Annotated in this window: 17 protein-coding genes; 14 read left to right on the top strand and 3 right to left on the bottom strand. The window is 28.9% G+C overall.

Going from position 1 to position 17,791, the window contains the following annotated elements; translation table 11 throughout:
* Positions 1-181 precede the first annotated feature (181 nt).
* On the top strand, positions 182-1,324 hold the full coding sequence (rpsA, locus tag QK892_RS04025) for a 30S ribosomal protein S1 (protein ID WP_317272237.1): 1,143 nt from the start codon (positions 182-184) through the stop codon (positions 1,322-1,324).
* Positions 1,325-1,525: 201 nt separating this feature from the next.
* Positions 1,526-1,960 (top strand): globin domain-containing protein, encoded by a 435-nt coding sequence (locus QK892_RS04020; protein ID WP_317272236.1) that lies wholly within the window; start codon positions 1,526-1,528, stop codon positions 1,958-1,960.
* 123 nt (positions 1,961-2,083) lie between these two features.
* Here the strand turns inward: QK892_RS04020 and pyk are convergent, their stop codons facing one another.
* Positions 2,084-3,502, bottom strand: coding sequence for a pyruvate kinase (gene pyk, locus QK892_RS04015; RefSeq protein ID WP_317272235.1), 1,419 nt, complete (start codon positions 3,500-3,502; stop codon positions 2,084-2,086).
* A gap of 128 nt (positions 3,503-3,630) precedes the next feature.
* Between pyk and QK892_RS04010 the strand changes: the two genes are divergently transcribed.
* The 3 genes from QK892_RS04010 (at position 3,631) to QK892_RS04000 (ending at position 7,200) form a co-directional block, all read left to right on the top strand.
* The gene (locus QK892_RS04010) at positions 3,631-5,082 is read left to right on the top strand and encodes an aminoacyl-histidine dipeptidase (RefSeq protein ID WP_317272234.1); all 1,452 of its coding nucleotides are present in this window, start codon (positions 3,631-3,633) and stop codon (positions 5,080-5,082) included.
* A gap of 275 nt (positions 5,083-5,357) precedes the next feature.
* Positions 5,358-5,894 carry a sigma-70 family RNA polymerase sigma factor gene (locus tag QK892_RS04005; protein WP_317272233.1) on the top strand — a complete coding sequence of 179 codons (537 nt, stop codon included), beginning with the start codon at positions 5,358-5,360 and terminating at the stop codon, positions 5,892-5,894.
* Positions 5,872-7,200: a DUF4179 domain-containing protein gene (locus QK892_RS04000; protein WP_317272232.1), complete on the top strand. Its 1,329-nt coding sequence runs from the start codon at positions 5,872-5,874 to the stop codon at positions 7,198-7,200. Before QK892_RS04005 ends, QK892_RS04000 begins: the two co-directional genes overlap by 23 nt.
* Positions 7,201-7,482: 282 nt before the next feature.
* On the opposite strand, the gene QK892_RS03995 is transcribed toward QK892_RS04000, so the two are convergent.
* Together QK892_RS03995 and fosX are read right to left on the bottom strand one after the other, a co-directional pair.
* A complete protein-coding gene (locus QK892_RS03995) occupies positions 7,483-7,674 on the bottom strand; it encodes a hypothetical protein (protein WP_317272231.1) in 192 nt (63 codons plus the stop codon).
* Positions 7,675-7,812: 138 nt separating this feature from the next.
* Positions 7,813-8,226 carry a FosX/FosE/FosI family fosfomycin resistance hydrolase gene (gene fosX, locus QK892_RS03990; RefSeq protein ID WP_317272230.1) on the bottom strand — a complete coding sequence of 138 codons (414 nt, stop codon included), beginning with the start codon at positions 8,224-8,226 and terminating at the stop codon, positions 7,813-7,815.
* 338 nt (positions 8,227-8,564) lie between these two features.
* Here fosX and QK892_RS03985 point away from each other — a divergent pair, with 338 nt between their 5' ends.
* The 9 genes from QK892_RS03985 (at position 8,565) to minD (ending at position 17,779) form a co-directional block, all read left to right on the top strand.
* On the top strand, positions 8,565-9,278 hold the full coding sequence (locus tag QK892_RS03985) for an SPOR domain-containing protein (protein ID WP_317272229.1): 714 nt from the start codon (positions 8,565-8,567) through the stop codon (positions 9,276-9,278).
* 196 nt (positions 9,279-9,474) lie between these two features.
* Complete coding sequence (locus QK892_RS03980; protein ID WP_317272228.1) at positions 9,475-10,044, top strand: Maf-like protein; 570 nt, start codon at positions 9,475-9,477, stop codon at positions 10,042-10,044.
* Positions 10,045-10,095: 51 nt separating this feature from the next.
* The gene (gene radC, locus QK892_RS03975; RefSeq protein ID WP_317272227.1) at positions 10,096-10,785 is read left to right on the top strand and encodes a RadC family protein; all 690 of its coding nucleotides are present in this window, start codon (positions 10,096-10,098) and stop codon (positions 10,783-10,785) included.
* Between the two features lie 17 nt (positions 10,786-10,802).
* Positions 10,803-11,822, top strand: a complete 1,020-nt coding sequence (locus tag QK892_RS03970; protein WP_317272226.1) for a rod shape-determining protein — start codon at positions 10,803-10,805, stop codon at positions 11,820-11,822.
* Positions 11,823-12,674: a rod shape-determining protein MreC gene (gene mreC / locus QK892_RS03965; RefSeq protein WP_317272225.1), complete on the top strand. Its 852-nt coding sequence runs from the start codon at positions 11,823-11,825 to the stop codon at positions 12,672-12,674.
* A 9-nt stretch (positions 12,675-12,683) separates the two neighbouring features.
* Positions 12,684-13,175: a rod shape-determining protein MreD gene (gene mreD / locus QK892_RS03960; protein ID WP_317272224.1), complete on the top strand. Its 492-nt coding sequence runs from the start codon at positions 12,684-12,686 to the stop codon at positions 13,173-13,175.
* A complete protein-coding gene (locus QK892_RS03955) occupies positions 13,172-16,114 on the top strand; it encodes a penicillin-binding transpeptidase domain-containing protein (protein ID WP_317272223.1) in 2,943 nt (980 codons plus the stop codon). The genes mreD and QK892_RS03955 overlap by 4 nt, the downstream gene beginning before the upstream one ends.
* Before the next feature lie 197 nt (positions 16,115-16,311).
* Entirely contained in the window at positions 16,312-16,965 is a 654-nt protein-coding gene (gene minC, locus QK892_RS03950) for a septum site-determining protein MinC (protein ID WP_317272222.1), read from the top strand.
* Between the two features lie 19 nt (positions 16,966-16,984).
* A complete protein-coding gene (gene minD, locus QK892_RS03945; RefSeq protein WP_317272221.1) occupies positions 16,985-17,779 on the top strand; it encodes a septum site-determining protein MinD in 795 nt (264 codons plus the stop codon).
* The last annotated feature ends 12 nt before the right edge of the window (positions 17,780-17,791 follow it).

Below are 17,791 nucleotides of genomic sequence, written 5' to 3'. Positions count from 1 at the left end.
TGAGTTAATATATAACTCTTAAAGCGAATTAATATTATAATTAATTATAACATAAATAATTTTAATATTAACAATATAGAGTTAATATTGCTAAAGAGTAAATAAATATAAATACTTGTAATCAATATCATATTAAATTAAAATTATATTAGCACACAACATAATTTAAGGAGTGAAATACATGGATAATCAAAACCTAGAAGGAACTATGGGTGACTTATTAAAAGATTTTGACGTTAAGAGAATAAGAACTGGAGATATATTAGATGGTGAAGTAATAGATGTTAATGATAAGGAAGTTACAGTTAACATTAATTATGCCTTTGATGGAGTTATAGAAAAAAATGAATTAACAAATATGGATAAAGATCCTAGAGAAGTTGTAAATTCAGGAGATAAAATAAAAGTATATGTTTTATCACCAAATGACGGAGAAGGATATGTTCAATTATCAAGAATAAAGGCTTTAGAAATAACAGAAAGAGAAGATATTAAAGACGCTTTTGATAATGGAGAAGTAATAAAAGTTTATGTTAAGGAAGAAGTTAAAGGTGGACTCGTAGCGTATTATGGAAATATAAGAATATTTATTCCAGCTTCTTTAGCATCAAGAGATAGAGTTAATTTATCTGATTTAATAGGAAAAGAATTAGAAGTTAAAATAATTGAGTTAGACTTCAAATCAAGAAGAATAGTTGCTTCAAGAAGAGTAATAGAAGATGAAATATTCCAAAATAATAAAATTGAATTATGGAAGTCAATTAAGTCTGGGGAAAAGAGATCAGGAGTAGTTAAAAAAATAATTAAGGCTGGTGCTATAGTCGATATTGGAGGAGTAACTGGATTAATTCATTTAAATGATTTATCATGGGGAAGAGTTAATAGAGCTGAGGATGTAGTTAAAGAAGGCGATAAAGTAGAAGTTTTCGTTGGAGAAGTAGATATAAAGAATGAAAGAGTATCTTTAATTCTAAAAGATATAAATGAAGATCCATGGGCTAAGAACGCAGGAAGCTTAAAATTAGGAGATGTACTAGAAGGAAAGGTAGTTAATTTATTAAAATTTGGTGCATTCGTAGAATTATTCCCAGGTGTTGAAGGACTAGTTCATATTAATGAAATATCAGAAGAACATATTGCTAAACCTTCAGATGTTTTAAAATTAGGACAAAAAGTAAAAGTGAAGGTATTAGATGTTGATAAGACAAATAAGAAGATTTCATTAACAATAAAAGATGCTGAAGAAAGATCTAAAGAATACTTACAATACAATGATAACGATGAAGGTGTATCATTAGGAGACTTATTTAAAGGATTGTTTTAATATATAAAATTAAAAATAATGAATTAATGAAGGAGCTCATTTTTATGAGTTCCTTTTTTCAGTAAATTAAGCATAAATAATTAATAGTAATTATAAAAAAGTCACATTTTGTGAAAAATATCTTGAAATTTTGTTAGCATGGTAGTAAAATCAATTTCAGAATAATAATTATTAAATAATAACTATGCTCGGAGGAAAAACATGTTAGATCAAAAAACTATAGATATAATAAAAAGTACAGTACCAGCTTTAAAAGCTCATGGATTAGAAATAACAAAAACATTTTATAAGAATATGTTTGAAAACAATCCTGAAATAAAACCTTACTTCAATATGGACAAACAAGCTTCAGGAGAACAACCAAAGGCTTTAGCTATGTCAATTTTAGCTGCTGCACAAAATATAGACAACCTATCTGCTATAATGCCAGTAGTAAATAAGATTGGAGAAGTACACTGCAATTCAAAAGTTCAACCAGAACATTATCCAATTATAGGTAAGAACTTATTAGTAGCTATAAAAGAAGTTTTAGGTGATGCTGCAACTGATGAAGTTATTGAGGCATGGGGTAAAACTTATCAAGTTCTTGCTGAAGTATTTATAAGCAAAGAAAAAGAAATATACGCTTCAAGATAATAAAGCATAATATGTAGTATATAAATTTTTTATACTTAAGAATAAAATAAGGGGCTGTCACACTAAATTTTAGTAGGACAGCCCCTAAACTTGCATATAAACAAGGCTATGGAGTTATTATCTTTATACCTTTTCAATTTTAAGCATATTGGTTCCACCAGTAATTGCACTAGGCATACCAGCTGCTACTATAATATCATCGCCTTTTTCAGCAAATGATAAATTAGTTGCAACTTTCTTAGCTTCACTTAATATTTCATCAGTAGTGGTGAATACAGCACATTTTGCCGGGCATATACCAAAGTTAAGATTTAGCCCTCGTCTAACTTCATCATATGGAGTTATAGCTATTATTGAACATTTCGGTCTGTACTTTGATATTAGTTTAGCTGTAGCACCACTATTAGTTGCTGCCACAACTGCTTTTGCGTGTAAAAGGTTTGAACTCCTACAAGCAGAATAACTAATTGCTTCAGAGAATGAAGATAATGAAGGTTCTTTCAATCTCTTATTTAAGTAGTTATAGTCTAAATTTGCTTCAGTTTCAATAGCAATTCTAGACATCATTTGAGCAGCTTCTATAGGATAACTACCACTAGCACTTTCTCCACTTAACATAATTGCATCAGTTCCATCAAAAATAGCATTACAAATATCACATGCTTCAGCTCTAGTAGGAAGAGAGTTTCTTATCATGGAATCTAACATTTGAGTTGCTGTAATAACTATTTTACCAGCTGCATTACATTTTCTAATTATATTTTTTTGGATTATTGGAACTTTTTCAATTGGTATTTCAACTCCCATATCTCCTCTTGCAACCATAATTCCATCAGAAACTTCTATAATTTCATCTATATTATCTACGCCTTCTTGGTTCTCAATCTTAGCAATAATTTGAATATAATCTCCACCATGAGCTTTTAAAATACTTCTTACATCTTCTATATCAGAAGCCTTTCTAATGAAAGAGGCAGCAACAAAATCTACTTTATTTTCGCATCCGAAGATTAAATCTTCTGTATCCTTTTCAGTTATAGAAGGAAGATTAATTTTTACATTAGGGACATTTACACCCTTATGATTTTTTATAAGTCCTCCAACTGTTACTAAGCATTTAATTTCTTTATCAATTACCTCTTTAATCTTAAATCTTAGTAATCCATCATCTACTAAAATTTCTCCACCAACTTTAGCATCCTTATATAATTCTTTATAAGAAATTGTACATTTTTTATTATCTCCCAATATTTCATCATCACAAATAAAAGAAAACTCATCACCTTCAAACAATTCAACACCATCGTTTATAAAATTATGAGTTCTAATTTTAGGTCCTTTAATATCAAGAATTATTGCAGTAGGGGAGTTTAATTCTTCACGCACTTTTTTGATAAGATCTATTTTTTCTTTATGAGTTTCATGAGTTCCATGAGAAAAGTTTAATCTTGCAGCACTCATTCCGATTTGAATAAAACTTCTTAGTATTTCTTCGTTGTCACTTGCAGGTCCAATAGTAAAAATCATTTTTGTTTTTTGCATAACATCACCTCAAAATAGAATATTAAGAATAAGATAATAAAAAATTAAATTTTAAGTATTATAATACTATGATATACTTATTTTATATTATCATTCTAACATAATTTAGGAACAAAGGAGATAGAATTATGAATATTTTACAAAATTTAGAACCAAAGAAGGTTTTTCAATACTTCGAAGAAATATCACAAATTCCTAGAGGATCAGGTAATGAAAAGGCTATAAGTGATTATTTAGTAAGTTTAGCTAAAAAACTTAACTTAGAAGTTCACCAAGATGAAGCATTAAATGTAATAATAAAGAAACCTGGAACAAAGGGATATGAGAACTCACCAACTGTAATTCTTCAAGGGCATATGGATATGGTTTGTGAAAAGAATAAAGGAACGGAGCATGATTTTGAAAAAGATCCACTAAAATTAAGAGTTATAGATGATATGGTTTATGCAACTGATACAACATTAGGTGCAGACAATGGAATTGCTGTTGCATATTCATTAGCTATATTAGATTCTACTGATATTCCACATCCACCATTAGAAGTGTTAATCACAACAGATGAAGAAACTGGAATGTCTGGAGCAATGGCAGTTTCAAAGGAAAATATAACTGGAAAAATCCTATTGAATTTAGATAATGAAGAAGAAGGACATTTACTAGTAAGTTGTGCTGGTGGTATAAGAAGTAAACACTTACTAAAGGCTAATTTAGAAGAGAGAGGTGACTACAATAATTTCTTACATATTGCAGTAAGAGGATTAAAGGGCGGTCATTCAGGTATGGAAATTAATAAAGAGAGAGGAAACTCAAATAAAATAATGGGTAGAATCTTAAAATCTTTATTATCTGTAGATTACAAGTTAGCATCAGTTAATGGAGGATCTAAGAATAATGCTATTCCAAGAGAAGCAGATGCTATAATAGCTTTAAAATCAGCAGATGTTGAAAAAGCAAAAGAAATAATTAATTCATGGAACTCTATTTTAGTAAATGAACTAAAAACTCAAGATCCAGGTGTTAATGTTTCTATATTAGAAAATACTGAAAAAGTTGAAAAGGTATTTAATAGAGTTGATACTGAAAGAGCTGTAAATTTACTTTATTTAATTCCTAATGGAATAAATTCAAATAGTGTTGAAATAGAAGGCTTAGTTGAAAGTTCTACTAATTTAGGTGTAGTAACAACTAACGGTGATACTGTTGAATATGATAGTGCTATAAGAAGCTCAGTTGCATCATTAAAAGATGAAATAGTTTTAAGAAGTAAGACTATAGGTGAGTTACTAGGTGCAGAATTTGAAACTACTTCTAGTTATCCAGAATGGCAATATGACAGCGAATCAAAGTTAAGAGGAATATGCCAAGATGTTTATAAGAGAATGTACGGAAAAGATGCTAAGATAGTAGCAATTCATGCTGGAGTTGAATGTGGATTATTTAATGAAAGACTAGGAAAACTTGATATGATAAGTTTTGGACCAAATCTTTTTGATGTTCATACACCACAAGAGCACATGAGTATTTCATCAGTTAAAAATGTTTGGGATTACTTATTAGGAGTACTAAAAGAGCTAAAATAAGTTAAGAATAGAATAATTATTTTAGATGAGTACCATTATATAGATAATTAAGTTATCTTTAATGTAAAATTAATAATGTAAAATGTAGAATTGAGGTAAAAACTCCTTAAGGAGTTTTGAAAAATGCTAAAAAGGATTGGGTTTCCAATCCTTTTTTTATTTAAAAATTATTTATGAAATAGTATATTATAAATAAATATTTTTAATTATATGCAACCTTTCAAAGATAAATTTCGTCTAATAAAGGAATCGATTCAGAAAGAGAGGAAAAAACTTTGATTAACGAATTAGTGTTTAAAAAAGCTAAGGATGGTGATGGTGATAGTTTATGTGAACTTATTCAGCCAATAAAAGAAAGTATGTATAAAGTAGCTTTAACTTATACTGAAAATGAAGATGATGCCTTGGATTGTGTTCATGAATCAATAGTTAAAGCAATTAAGTCCTTGAAGTCTTTAAAAACACCTCAATATTTTAATACATGGATGATACGCATTACCATAAATACATGCAAGGATTTTATAAGGAAAAATAAGGTGATGTTAGTAGATATAAATGATTATCGAGATAAGCTTACTGTTGAAGAAAGTAGTGAAAGTTATGATGAAGACGTACTTTTTGCATTAAGTAAATTAAATGAAGATGAAAAAGATTTGATTGTTAAAAGATACCTTGATGATATGTCATTAAGAGAAATAGCTAATAGTAGAAAAGCACCTTTAGGAACAATTAAAAGTAAGATTAATAGAACATTGAAGAAATTAAGAATTTATATGGAGGAAAATAATTATGAAAAAAATATCTATAAATAATTTGAAGGTTTCTTCCAAATTAGATGAAACTATAAATAATGCTATTAATTATGGTTATACAAATATAAAAGAAGATACTAAATCAAAAAAAAACTACAGTAAATTGAAAAAAACTATCATAGTAGCTTTATTAACTATAAGTACATTGACAATAGGGGTAATAGCAACTCCAACTATAGCAGCCAATATACCAGTAATAGGAGATATATATAAGAAATTAGGGTTCTTTAGTAAATTTGAAGATTATACTAACTACATTGGTGAGTCTAAGAAAGTAGATGGGTATAAGTTTACAATAGATAATATTGTTGGAACACCTACAGATTTATTAGTGGGAGTTAAGGTTGAAAGTCCTATTCCGTTTGAAAAGAATAATCAACAAAAATGGGTTCAAATAGATGTTGGTTTCACTGACTTTGGAATGGAGGGAATGTCAGGTGATGTTAATAGTTATTATATAGATGATTACACTGCAATAGTGACATCTCATTTTAAGAACGTTGAAGGTAAGTTTAAAAAACTTGGAGATATTAATATAAAAACAAGTTATCGTGATATTACAGGGGAAAATATAGAGCCTATAAGTGCTGAATTTAACATTTCAGTTGATTTTACCTCAAGTTTCAATAAAATAGAAACAATAAAAGTTGATAAAAAAGTAAATGAAATATTAAAGGTTAAATCAATAACATCTTCTGTAATAGGGACAGATATTATTTTTAACCCAAACATAAAAGGAGAAGGTATTGAGGGATTTGAGGTCTGGGGAAATGGGAGAGATATATATTATTTAGAAATAGATGGAGAACTACATTATAGTAATAGAAGTTCTGCTCTTAATGATATGTCTATGATGAATTTTCCAACTGTAAAGGTTGATGATATAAAAAATGCAAAAAGTATTAATATTATCTATATAACCCCTACCATTAAAGATGAAGATACTATATTTGCAAATGTGATAGAGAAGGTAATTGAAAATAATAGTACTTATCCCAAAACAACAGTAACAGACATAGGTTTAAAAGCAGGATTTTATAAGGTAGAGTGTGAAGGTGATACTTTAAAAGCACACTTTAAAAGTGATTATAATCCATTATTAACTCTGACATCAATTACATTAAGTGAGATAGATAATGATGGTCAAGTTGTAAGAATGTATCTTCCTAAATTATATAAAATTGAAGATAATGAATATATTATAGAATTTAATGATTTAGATTCTAATAACAAATTAGAGATTTACTCTGGGGTAATTAAAAAATCTGATGAAAATTATGATTTCAAAACAATTAAGATTAAATAATTAAAAATATTTGGGATTACTTACTAGGAGTACTAAAAGAGCTAAAATAAAAATATAAATTGAAATAGCTGGCTATAGTTTTATAGACCAGCTTTTTTAATTAATAATGAATAATGCGTAATGCACATTTAAAATGCATAATGCGTAATGCTCAATGCATAATTAAGGTGAAAACTCCTACGGAGTTTTGAAAAATGAAAGAATGAAAAGCTTCTTTGCTGAAGCAAAATCAGCATGAAAAAATGAAACAATTAATCGATAAATTCCTTTGTAAAATTATATTTATTTTTTTATATAAGCCTCATAAATACATATCGTAAATCCAGTTATTAATATTACTATGAATGTAAACATGCTTAAAGCTAATGTATCCAGATTTATAGTCCAAGGACCTAGGCTTGCAGTTATAGGAAAGAATAATATACACAATAGAGCTCCAATAAAAAGTAGAAAACCAAACATAAATTTCTTCATATAGTTATATCCCCTTATTTCTTTATTATTAAAAGACTAATTTGTATTATAATATAATTGTAAATTAATGTGATATTTTTATAAATTTAATATTTTATTTGTAATAAGATAAAATATATAGATAAATATAGATGTTGTTTATACTTTATCAATATTTGTATACGAAGTTAATCTTTTCTCTAATGTTCCTGTATGAAGCTCAAATAAATTATTATCATAATCATAAAAATATATAGAATAACCTTCCCCGTACACTCTTTCCCTAGGAGGTTTTAATTCTAAATTCAGAGTTTTAACTTTATCTAAATAACTATCTACATCAGAATCAGATATTTTGAAGGCAATATGATGATAAGTCCTATTAATTATATTTGTATCTTCCATAATAGCTATCCACTGACCACCAATTATGAAAAAGCGTTCTTTAAATAAAGAATGTTTTTTTTCACCACTATAATAAACTTCTTTAGCATTAAATAGCTCTTTAAATAATTGAGTAGTTTTGTCTAAATTTTTAACAACAAAAGTAATATGGCTTATGCTTTCAATCATAGATAACCCCTCCATCTCATATAGTAACATAAATCTATTATACAATATTTTCCAAAAGATGCGTTATTCAATTTTCAAAAATCATCTAATTGGTAATAGTAACAGACTGTTCCTATAAATATATTTGTAAAATTATAAGTTACATGCGTATTAGAGATATTAATTTTCATAACTCAGCTCGTCTGAGTTATTTCCTTAATTATGCATTATCCATTATGCATTATCCATTATTCATTACTTAAAGTTTTGGTTTTGGAATAAAAAATTGTTTTACATAATGAATATTATCAAGTTGCTCAGAATATATATGAAATATATAGAATGAGGGGGATGATAAAATGAAGTACACAAAATATCAATACAAAAAGAAAAATAATGGTATAAAATTATTAACATCTTTACTAATGACAACACTTTCTGCAATATCAATAGGATTACTTGCAGCATGGCTGTTGCTAAAAGTGATTCCTAATATTGATTCTATAAAAGATGTAAATGGAAGACCTCAAGTAGAAGAAGATAATAATACAGATAATGTTTCACAAAGTGAAGAGTTAATAAACTTTAGCTTGATTCAATGTGGATATTTTTCCAAAGAAGAAAATGCTAAACAGATATTAGATAGAATAGGTAGCGAATTTAATTCATTTATAGTTGAAGATTCTGAAGGAAAGTTTAGAGTACTTGCTGGAATTACTAAAGAAGAAAATAGTAGTGAAGTTATGCAAAAGCTAAAGGATGATGGAATTGAGAATATTAAAGTAAATGTAGGTCTAAATAAGAAAGATAATATACAAAATCAAATAAGTGAAATAACCGTAGGATTTTTAGAAATTTTAGATACAGTTAGTAAAGAAGAAGTAAAAGAAGTTAATACTAGTGATTTTAAAAAATGGACTACTGAGTTGCAAGATATTTCTGATGGAAATGGAATTGATTTATTAAAAGAATATAAAGAACATATAGGAGCATTACCTGAATCTATAAATAAGGATAATATCGTATCAGAATTGGAATATATTTATTCAATATTAAATAAAATAGAAAAATAAAAAGACTACATGGATAAATATGACAAAACTCTTAAAAATAAATAAAAATTGGATAAACAAAGACAAAGTTACTTGTTTCAAATCTTATATAATGATACACTATATTAGATGTAAGATTGAGGCAATTATCTTTGTCTTTATTTTAGTTTTAAACCATGCCGTTTTGTCGATACTATAAAAATAGGATGTGATAGGTTTGAAATATGTTTTAGCATCAGCTTCTGCCAGAAGGCAAGAACTATTACAAAGAATAATTAGTGAATTTGATATAGAAGTTAGTAACTTTGATGAAAGCGCTATATTATTTAATGGAGACATAGAAGAATATGTAGTTAATTTGGCTAAGGGAAAGGCAATTAGTACAAAAGAAAAACTAAATAAAGATGCCATAATTATTGGTGGAGATACCATAGTTGTATTAAATGACAAAATTTTAGGTAAGCCAAAAGATGAAAAAGATGCATATCGAATGTTAAAAGAGTTAAGTGGTAAAACCCATAGAGTATATTCAGGTATAGTTGTGATTAATATGTATAATAATAAGATTGAAGAATCTGCTATATATACTGAAGTAAAGATGGGAAATTTGACAGATAAAGAGATATTAGATTACATAAAAACTGGTGAGCCGCTTGATAAAGCAGGTGCCTATGGAATACAAGGTTATGGTGGCATTTTTGTAGAAGAGATAAAGGGATGTTTCTATAATGTAGTTGGATTGCCATTAAATCTTCTAAATAAAATGCTTAATAAGGTTAAGGAATAGAAAATTGGGTATATTTATAAATAATATTACTATAATTTGAGGAGTTTATTTATGAATAATAGTATAAAAATTATGGATATACCACAAGAGGAAAGACCTATTGAAAAATTACTAATTAATGGCCCTGAAGCTTTAACTAATGCAGAGCTTCTTGCAGTAATTTTAAGAACTGGTACTAGAGGAGAAAACATTATTTCTTTAAGTACTAGGATTATATCAGAGTTTAATGGGCTTGATGGTTTATTAGAAGCTGGATTAGATGAAATTACTAGTGTAAGAGGAATTAAGAACATAAAGGCAAGTCAAATTATAGCTATTGGTGAACTTGTTAAAAGAATAAATAAGTTAGGTTTAATTAGAGTGGGAAAGAGCATTTCCTCTCCGATTGATATAGCAAGCCTTGTAATGAAGGAAATGGTATTTTTAAAACAAGAAGTTTTAAAACTTATTATGCTAGATACTAAAAACAACATAATAGGAATAAAAGATGTATTTAAAGGAAGTCTAAATACATCAATAGTACATCCTAGAGAAATTTTTAAAGAAGCTTTAAAAAAGAGCAGCTCTAGCATAATTATTTGTCATAATCATCCTTCGGGAGATCCTACACCAAGTAAAGAAGATATAAATATAACAATCAGATTAAAAGAATGTGGTAAGATAATAGGCATTGATTTATTGGACCATTTAATAATTGGTAAAAATCAGTATGTTAGTTTAAAAGAAAAAGGAATAATATAAGCGAAAGGGGAATTCATATGGGATTTTTCAGTAGTAATAAGGACATGGGAATAGATTTAGGGACAGCGAATACGCTTGTTTTTGTTAAGGGGAAAGGTATAGTATTAAGCGAACCTTCAGTTGTTGCAATTAATACTGCAACTAGAAAGCCACTTGCAGTAGGTGCTGAAGCTAAACTTATGATAGGAAGAACTCCAGGAAATATAGTTGCTATTAGACCTTTAAAAGATGGTGTTATAGCTGATTTTGATATAGCGCAAACAATGTTAAAGAAGTTAATTGAAAAGGTAACTAGTAAGAGTGCTTTTACTAGTCCTAGAATAATAGTATGCTATCCATCAGGAGTAACAGAAGTTGAAAGAAGAGCTATAGAAGAGGCTGCTAAATTTGCAGGAGCTAGAGATGTTGTATTAATGGAAGAACCAATGGCAGCTGCTATTGGAGCAGGACTTCCAGTTGGTGAACCTACTGGAAGTATGATAGTTGATATCGGAGGCGGTACAACAGAAGTAGCTATAATATCTTTAGGAGGAATAGTTACTAGTAAATCATTAAGAGTTGCTGGAGATGAATTAGACCAAGCAATAATAGCTTACATAAAAAAAGAGTTTAACTTAATGATAGGTGAAAGAACTGCAGAACAAATTAAAATGGAATTAGGTTCAGCTTATAAGATAGATGATGAAGAAAGAGAAATGGACATAAAAGGAAGAGATCTTATTACAGGACTTCCTAAACCAATAATTGTTACTGAAGCTCAAATAAGAGAAGCTTTAAAAGAACCTGTTTATGCAATAATAGAATCAATAAAAACAACATTAGAAAAGACACCACCTGAATTAGCAGCGGATATAATGGAAAAAGGAATAATGTTAGCTGGTGGCGGAGCATTACTTAGAGGCTTAGATGCGCTAATTAACCATGAAACAAACATGCCTGTTCATATAGCAGAATCTCCACTTGATTGTGTAGTTCTAGGGGCAGGTAAGGCATTAGATAGCTTTGATGAGTTAAGCAAGACGCAAAGAGGTCAATAGATGAAGCGTCATAAGAACAAACTGGCAGTTACTGTAATAGTGCTGTCAGTTGCCTTTTTAGGAATAATTATTTATACAATGAACAAAGAAAGTAAAGATGCTGTTTCAAGTGGTGTTGGTAGTGCAATAAATCCTTTGCAAAAGGTAGTTTATACAATTAATGATAAGATAAAGGGTTCTTTAGACTTTTTATTAAATTTTTCAAAGGTTAAAGATGAGAATGAAGAGTTAACTAAAGAAAATGTTGAGTTGAAAAATAAACTTTTAGAATATGACAAACTAAAAGAAGAGAATGATAGATTAAGAGAAGTTTTAAATTTCAAAAATTCAAAAAGCAATTATGATTATATTGGAACTGAAATAATTGGATATAGTGGAGAAAGTTTTTCACAAGGATACATAATAGATAAGGGCGAAAATGATGGTTTGAAGAAAGATATGGTTGTGATTTCAGACAAAGGTCTTGTTGGGCAAGTAACCAGTACTGGTTCCAATTGGGCTATAGTTGAAAGTTTATTAAATGAAAATATAGCTGTATCAGTAATGGTAAATAGTACTAGAGAGACATCAGGAATATTAAAGGGATATGTAACTCGTACTAATGATGGATTAACAAAGGTAACTAACTTACCATTAGATTCTGAAATAAAAGAAGGCGATGTAATAGTAACTTCAGGACTTGGACAAATATATCCTAAGGAAATTAGAATAGGAGAAGTTATATCTATTGAGACTGATGAAATAAAGGTTATGAAAACAGCGATAGTTAAACCATATGTGGATTTCAATAAGCTAGAAGAATTATTTGTAATCATACCAAAAGAAACGAGAGAAGTTAAATATGATAATTAGGGGTCGTATATGAAAAAATGGGTATTATTTTTAATTTCATTAGTGCTTTTAATACTTGATAATTCTTTAATGCCTTTTCTAGCTATTAAAGGAGTCTTTCCAAGTCTACTTTTTACTTTTGCCGTAGCTTATTCTATTATTAATGGAAAAAAAGAAGCAGTTATTATTGGAGTTATATCAGGATTACTGCAAGATATATATTTCTTTGAAGGCTTTGGAGTAAATGCTTTACTTAATATGCTAATTTGTTTACTTGCAGCTTTTATAGGAGAAAGTATATATAAAGAGAAAAAACTTATACCAACTATATCTATGGGAATTTTATACATATTAAAAGTATTAGGACTATTTGTAATATTAAAAATTGCAGGCAAGAACATAAATATTGAAGTTGGTATATATTCATCAATATATAGTTCTGTAATAATGTTTTTAGGGTATAATTTTGTTTTAAGGCTTTATGATATTGACTATAAGAAGAAATCATGGAGGTTTAAATGATAGTAAATAAACCGAAAAAGAAAAAGAAAATTTCTAGGTATACTGTTTTAAATATAATAATGATAGCTCTTTTTACTATATTTATTTCTAAGTTAGTTTATATTCAGGTATATAAACACGAAGATTATAAAGAAAGAGCAGATATTAGTTCAACAAGACTTATATCTGAAAATGCACCAAGAGGTAAGATATATGATAGTGATGGTAATGTTTTAGCAAGTAACATTCAAACTTACACTTTAACATATACTAAGCCTAGTGATGAAAATGAAAATTTTTATGCTACCATGGATAAGGTATTTAATATACTTTCTGAGAATGGAGAGAAGATTGAAGATGATTTAATGTTAAAAATAGATAGTGAGGGTAAATTCTATTTTGACTTTAAAACAGATGATGTAGATACGAAGAAAATTGTAGAGATTAGATTTAAAAGAGATAGAGGCCTTAATGAGGAGATAGAAAGAAAATTATTTGGTAATCAAAAAACTGATTTTACTGATGAAGAAACAGAGCAAGTTAATAATGAACTATTAAAATTATCAGCAGAGGAAACTTTCTATAAGTTAGTAAAGATTTATAGCCTTCAAGAACTTGTAAATGAAGAACCTGTTCAAGAAGAAGGTGAAGATAAAAAGGCATACAATGCAAGAGTTGATGCTTATGATCAGAAGATGAAAGCTTATAATGATTTATCAGGAAAAGAAATTCTAGATGAGCTTTTAACTAAATACTCTATTCAAGATATAAGAAGGTATATTGTAGTTAAAGATGCAATTAAGATGCAAAGCTTTGAGGGATATAGAAATGTAACACTTGCATCTAATATAAAGGAAGATACTGCTTTTATAATCTATCAAAAGTTAAATGATTTACCAGGAATAGATGTCAGTATTGAACCTATTAGATTTTATCCATATAATAGCTTAGCTTCAGGAGTTATAGGTTATTTATCCTCTATAGATTCGTCTAAAGAAGAAAATTACGAATTAAGAGGATATGATGTATCTTCTGATTTAATAGGGATTGCAGGTATAGAGGCTGCTTTAGAGGATCAATTAAAAGGAACTAAAGGTGGAACTACTGTTAAAGTTAACTCTCAAGGAAGGGTAACAGAAGAATTATTTAAATTGGATTCTTACCCAGGGAATAATGTACATTTAACAATAGATAAAGATGTTCAGTATGCTGCAGAAAAATCTATGCAAGATACTATGGAACGTCTCCAAAGTAGTATAGCGCCAAATGCCAATAGAGGAGCTGTAGTAGCGATTGAAGTTAAGACTGGTAGAATTATTGCAATGGTAAGTTATCCAGGATATGATCCGAATGTATTCTCTATTCCAGGTATGCTAACTGATGAATTATCTGAAGAATATTTTAATCCGGATATTGAAAGTTATGCAGAGGAATACATTAAAAGAACTGGAGCTACTGGAGGAATAGATTATTTATTTCCTGTAGATGAGGATACAGGTAAAAGAGTAGATAAATTTGATACTTATCCTAAAAGGTTCTTTAATTATGCAACGCAAGGGCTTTTACCACCAGGTTCTACATTTAAACCACTTACTGCCATAGCGGGACTAATGGAAGGTGTGGTAAGTACTGGTGAAACTATGATGGATACAAGTGGTAAATGGACTAAAGATGAATTAGGATTAGTATTAAAGAATTTCCAAGGGGTAGCTAATGGTGCTACTGATTTAAGAAAAGCACTAGAAGTTTCATCGAACTATTATTTTTATGAATTAGGATATAGATTATATAAGCATAATGGTGGAGATATTAATGGTGGAAATATAGAAGCTTTAGATACTCTTGCTAAATATGCTTGGAAGTTTGGTCTTGGTGTAGACCCAGATAAGCAGAATTCCCAAAATCTATCTACAGGTATTCAAATAGAAGAGAATTTTGGTAAAGTTTATAATTTCAAATCTTGGAAGAATCTAATACTAAATACTCCAATGTATGAAATAGTAGATGCATTAAAGGCGGGAAATTATTATAGATATTCATTTGTTCCATTTAATATAGAAGATAGTGATAGTGATCCAGATGCTTTAAAAGAAGCAAAAACTGCTTTAAAAACTTACATGAAGGACACTTTAGCAAAAGTAGGAACAGATGAAGAAGTAACTGATAATACTAAATATGCACAAAGCTTAGTACCTTATATTAAGAAGGTTATGGATTTATCTGATGAATTTAAAGCTTCTGTTGTTCAAACTTCTCAAAGAAGAACAGTGGATTTAGATGAAGAAGCCGGAGTTATTTCAGATGTAATTGCTTATTATATTATAAGTAACGCAGGTCTCCAAATTAAAACACCAGGACAAATAATATCAAGTGCTATTGGTCAAGGTATGAATAACTTTACTCCAGTGCAAATAGCAAATTATGTTGCAACCTTAGCTAATGGAGGAACTAGATATAAATTAACTCTTGTAGATAAAATTACTTCACCAACTGGAGAGGTATTAAAAGAGTACACACCGGAAGTTGTTGATCAAATAGATATACCTGAAGAATATCTTCAAGCTGTTAAGGAAGGTATGTATAGAGTTAATACAAGTCCTAGTAATGGAACTGCATATCAATCTTTTGCGAAATTCCCAATTAAGGTAGCTGGGAAAACAGGTACAGCAGACTATAGTACGGATGAAAACTATGCTATTCAAGGAAGATTGGCATATGGTAACTATATTAGTTTTGCTCCATTAGATGATCCTGAAATAGCTATATTCTCAACTATTTATGATGGTAGCAGAGGTAGTGAAGCTGCACCTATTCATAAGGCTATATACGAAGCATACTTTGAGGAAAAGTTACTAGAATTAGATTCATCCTACGCTTCTAAATCAGATTCATTTAGAAAGTATGTATTAGAATCACCACTTAAAGATAATAAAGATGACAACATTAAATTAAATAATTAAAGATAAATGTAAAATAATAGAATTTTAAATAAAAAGCTGAGTTTTCTCAGCTTTTTATTTTATTTAAAATATTATTTTTCTCCGTATTTTTTAATTTAATACAAAATTAGGTTGTTAAATTGTATGATATAATTGTATAATTATAGATATAAAACAATTTTATCAAATAAATAAAGATAATTGGTGGAGGGTGACCAATGAAAGTACATAGTAGCATACAAATAAAAGGTACTAAAGATGGAATCAATGCAACCATAGATATGGATAAGTTTGATAACTTTGATGATATGTTAGAGGAACTAATTAAAAAGTTATCAGTGGGTAAGGGTTTTTATAAAGGGTCATCACTTACGATAGAAACAGATTTAAAGTTATTAAAAGAAGATGATATATTAAAACTAAAGGATGCCTTATTTGAAAGAATTAAAATTAAGGACTGCATTTTTGAAGATATTACGAAGCCAGAATCTAAAGATAATAAAGAAAATAAAATTTTTAATGGAATATATGAAGGAAAAACTAAATTTATCAAGAAGACAGTAAGAGGTGGGCAACAAGTTAAATATTATGGAAACATAGTTATTATTGGTGATATTAACAATGGAGCAGAAGTGTATGCAGGAGGAAATATAATCGTATTAGGTACTATTAAAGGTCAAGTACATGCGGGTGTAGGAGGAAATAAAAAAGCTATTATATCAGCATTTAACCTTCAGCCAGAAATACTTCAAATTGCAGACATAGTTACTATTGCACCTGATGATGGAGTTAAGCCATCTTACCCAGAATTAGCAAAGATTAAAGGTGAAACAATTGTGGTAGAACCATATTTACCAAAGAAATATATTTAGTGTTGGAGGGAGATTAAAAATGGGAATTTCTATTGTTATTACTTCAGGTAAAGGTGGAGTTGGAAAAACAACAACAACAGCAAATATTGGAACTGCGTTAGCAGCTTTGAATAAGAGAGTTGTAGTTGTTGATGGAGACACGGGTCTTAGAAATTTAGATGTATTAATGGGGCTAGAAAATAGGATAGTTTACACAATTTCAGATGTTATAGAAAATAGGTGTAGATTAAAACAAGCTTTAATAAAGGATAAAAGATATCAAAATCTTTGTTTATTACCAACAGCTCAAACAAAGGATAAAGATGATATAAGACCTCAAGATATGCTAAAGATAATAAATGAGCTAAAAGAAGATTTTGATTATGTGTTAATAGATTGTCCGGCAGGTATTGAACAAGGCTTCGAAAATTCAGTAGTAGGGGCTGATAAAGCGGTTGTAGTGGTTAACCCAGAAATAACTTCTGTTAGAGATGCTGATAGGGTTATTGGTAAATTAGATGCTAAGGGATTAGAAGAGCATTCAGTAATAATAAATAGATTGAATTATGAAATGACTCAAAGAGGAGATATGTTAGATGTTCCTGACATAATTGAAACTTTATCAATCGAATTATTAGGGGTAGTTCCTGATGATAAGAATATTACTGTTTCGACTAATAAAGGGGAGCCTATAGTTTTGGATGACAAATCAATTTCTGGTCAAGCATTTAGAAATATAGCTAGAAGAATAATGGGTGAAGAAGTTCCGTTACTTGATTTGAAAACTGGGGGAGATGGGTTCTTCGCATCACTAAAGAAATTATTTAAACGTTAAAAGGGGGAGTGA

This window comes from Clostridium lamae (assembly GCF_033043255.1).
Lineage (GTDB): Bacteria > Bacillota > Clostridia > Clostridiales > Clostridiaceae > Clostridium > Clostridium lamae.
Note: the sequence above shows the minus strand (reverse complement) of the source record. Positions and strands in the feature narration are given on the sequence as shown.

What these genes read in the sequence shown, in the direction of transcription:
- radC (WP_317272227.1), top strand. Translation starts at nt 10,096, where the DNA reads ATGAATAATAGTATAAAAATTATGGATATACCACAAGAGGAAAGACCT.
- fosX (WP_317272230.1), bottom strand. Translation starts at nt 8,226, where the DNA reads ATGATTGAAAGCATAAGCCATATTACTTTTGTTGTTAAAAATTTAGAC.
- QK892_RS03955 (WP_317272223.1), top strand. Translation starts at nt 13,172, where the DNA reads ATGATAGTAAATAAACCGAAAAAGAAAAAGAAAATTTCTAGGTATACT.
- pyk (WP_317272235.1), bottom strand. Translation starts at nt 3,502, where the DNA reads ATGCAAAAAACAAAAATGATTTTTACTATTGGACCTGCAAGTGACAAC.
- minC (WP_317272222.1), top strand. Translation starts at nt 16,312, where the DNA reads ATGAAAGTACATAGTAGCATACAAATAAAAGGTACTAAAGATGGAATC.
- QK892_RS03985 (WP_317272229.1), top strand. Translation starts at nt 8,565, where the DNA reads ATGAAGTACACAAAATATCAATACAAAAAGAAAAATAATGGTATAAAA.
- QK892_RS03970 (WP_317272226.1), top strand. Translation starts at nt 10,803, where the DNA reads ATGGGATTTTTCAGTAGTAATAAGGACATGGGAATAGATTTAGGGACA.
- mreC (WP_317272225.1), top strand. Translation starts at nt 11,823, where the DNA reads ATGAAGCGTCATAAGAACAAACTGGCAGTTACTGTAATAGTGCTGTCA.
- mreD (WP_317272224.1), top strand. Translation starts at nt 12,684, where the DNA reads ATGAAAAAATGGGTATTATTTTTAATTTCATTAGTGCTTTTAATACTT.
- QK892_RS03995 (WP_317272231.1), bottom strand. Translation starts at nt 7,674, where the DNA reads ATGAAGAAATTTATGTTTGGTTTTCTACTTTTTATTGGAGCTCTATTG.
- minD (WP_317272221.1), top strand. Translation starts at nt 16,985, where the DNA reads ATGGGAATTTCTATTGTTATTACTTCAGGTAAAGGTGGAGTTGGAAAA.
- rpsA (WP_317272237.1), top strand. Translation starts at nt 182, where the DNA reads ATGGATAATCAAAACCTAGAAGGAACTATGGGTGACTTATTAAAAGAT.
- QK892_RS04020 (WP_317272236.1), top strand. Translation starts at nt 1,526, where the DNA reads ATGTTAGATCAAAAAACTATAGATATAATAAAAAGTACAGTACCAGCT.
- QK892_RS04010 (WP_317272234.1), top strand. Translation starts at nt 3,631, where the DNA reads ATGAATATTTTACAAAATTTAGAACCAAAGAAGGTTTTTCAATACTTC.
- QK892_RS04000 (WP_317272232.1), top strand. Translation starts at nt 5,872, where the DNA reads ATGAAAAAAATATCTATAAATAATTTGAAGGTTTCTTCCAAATTAGAT.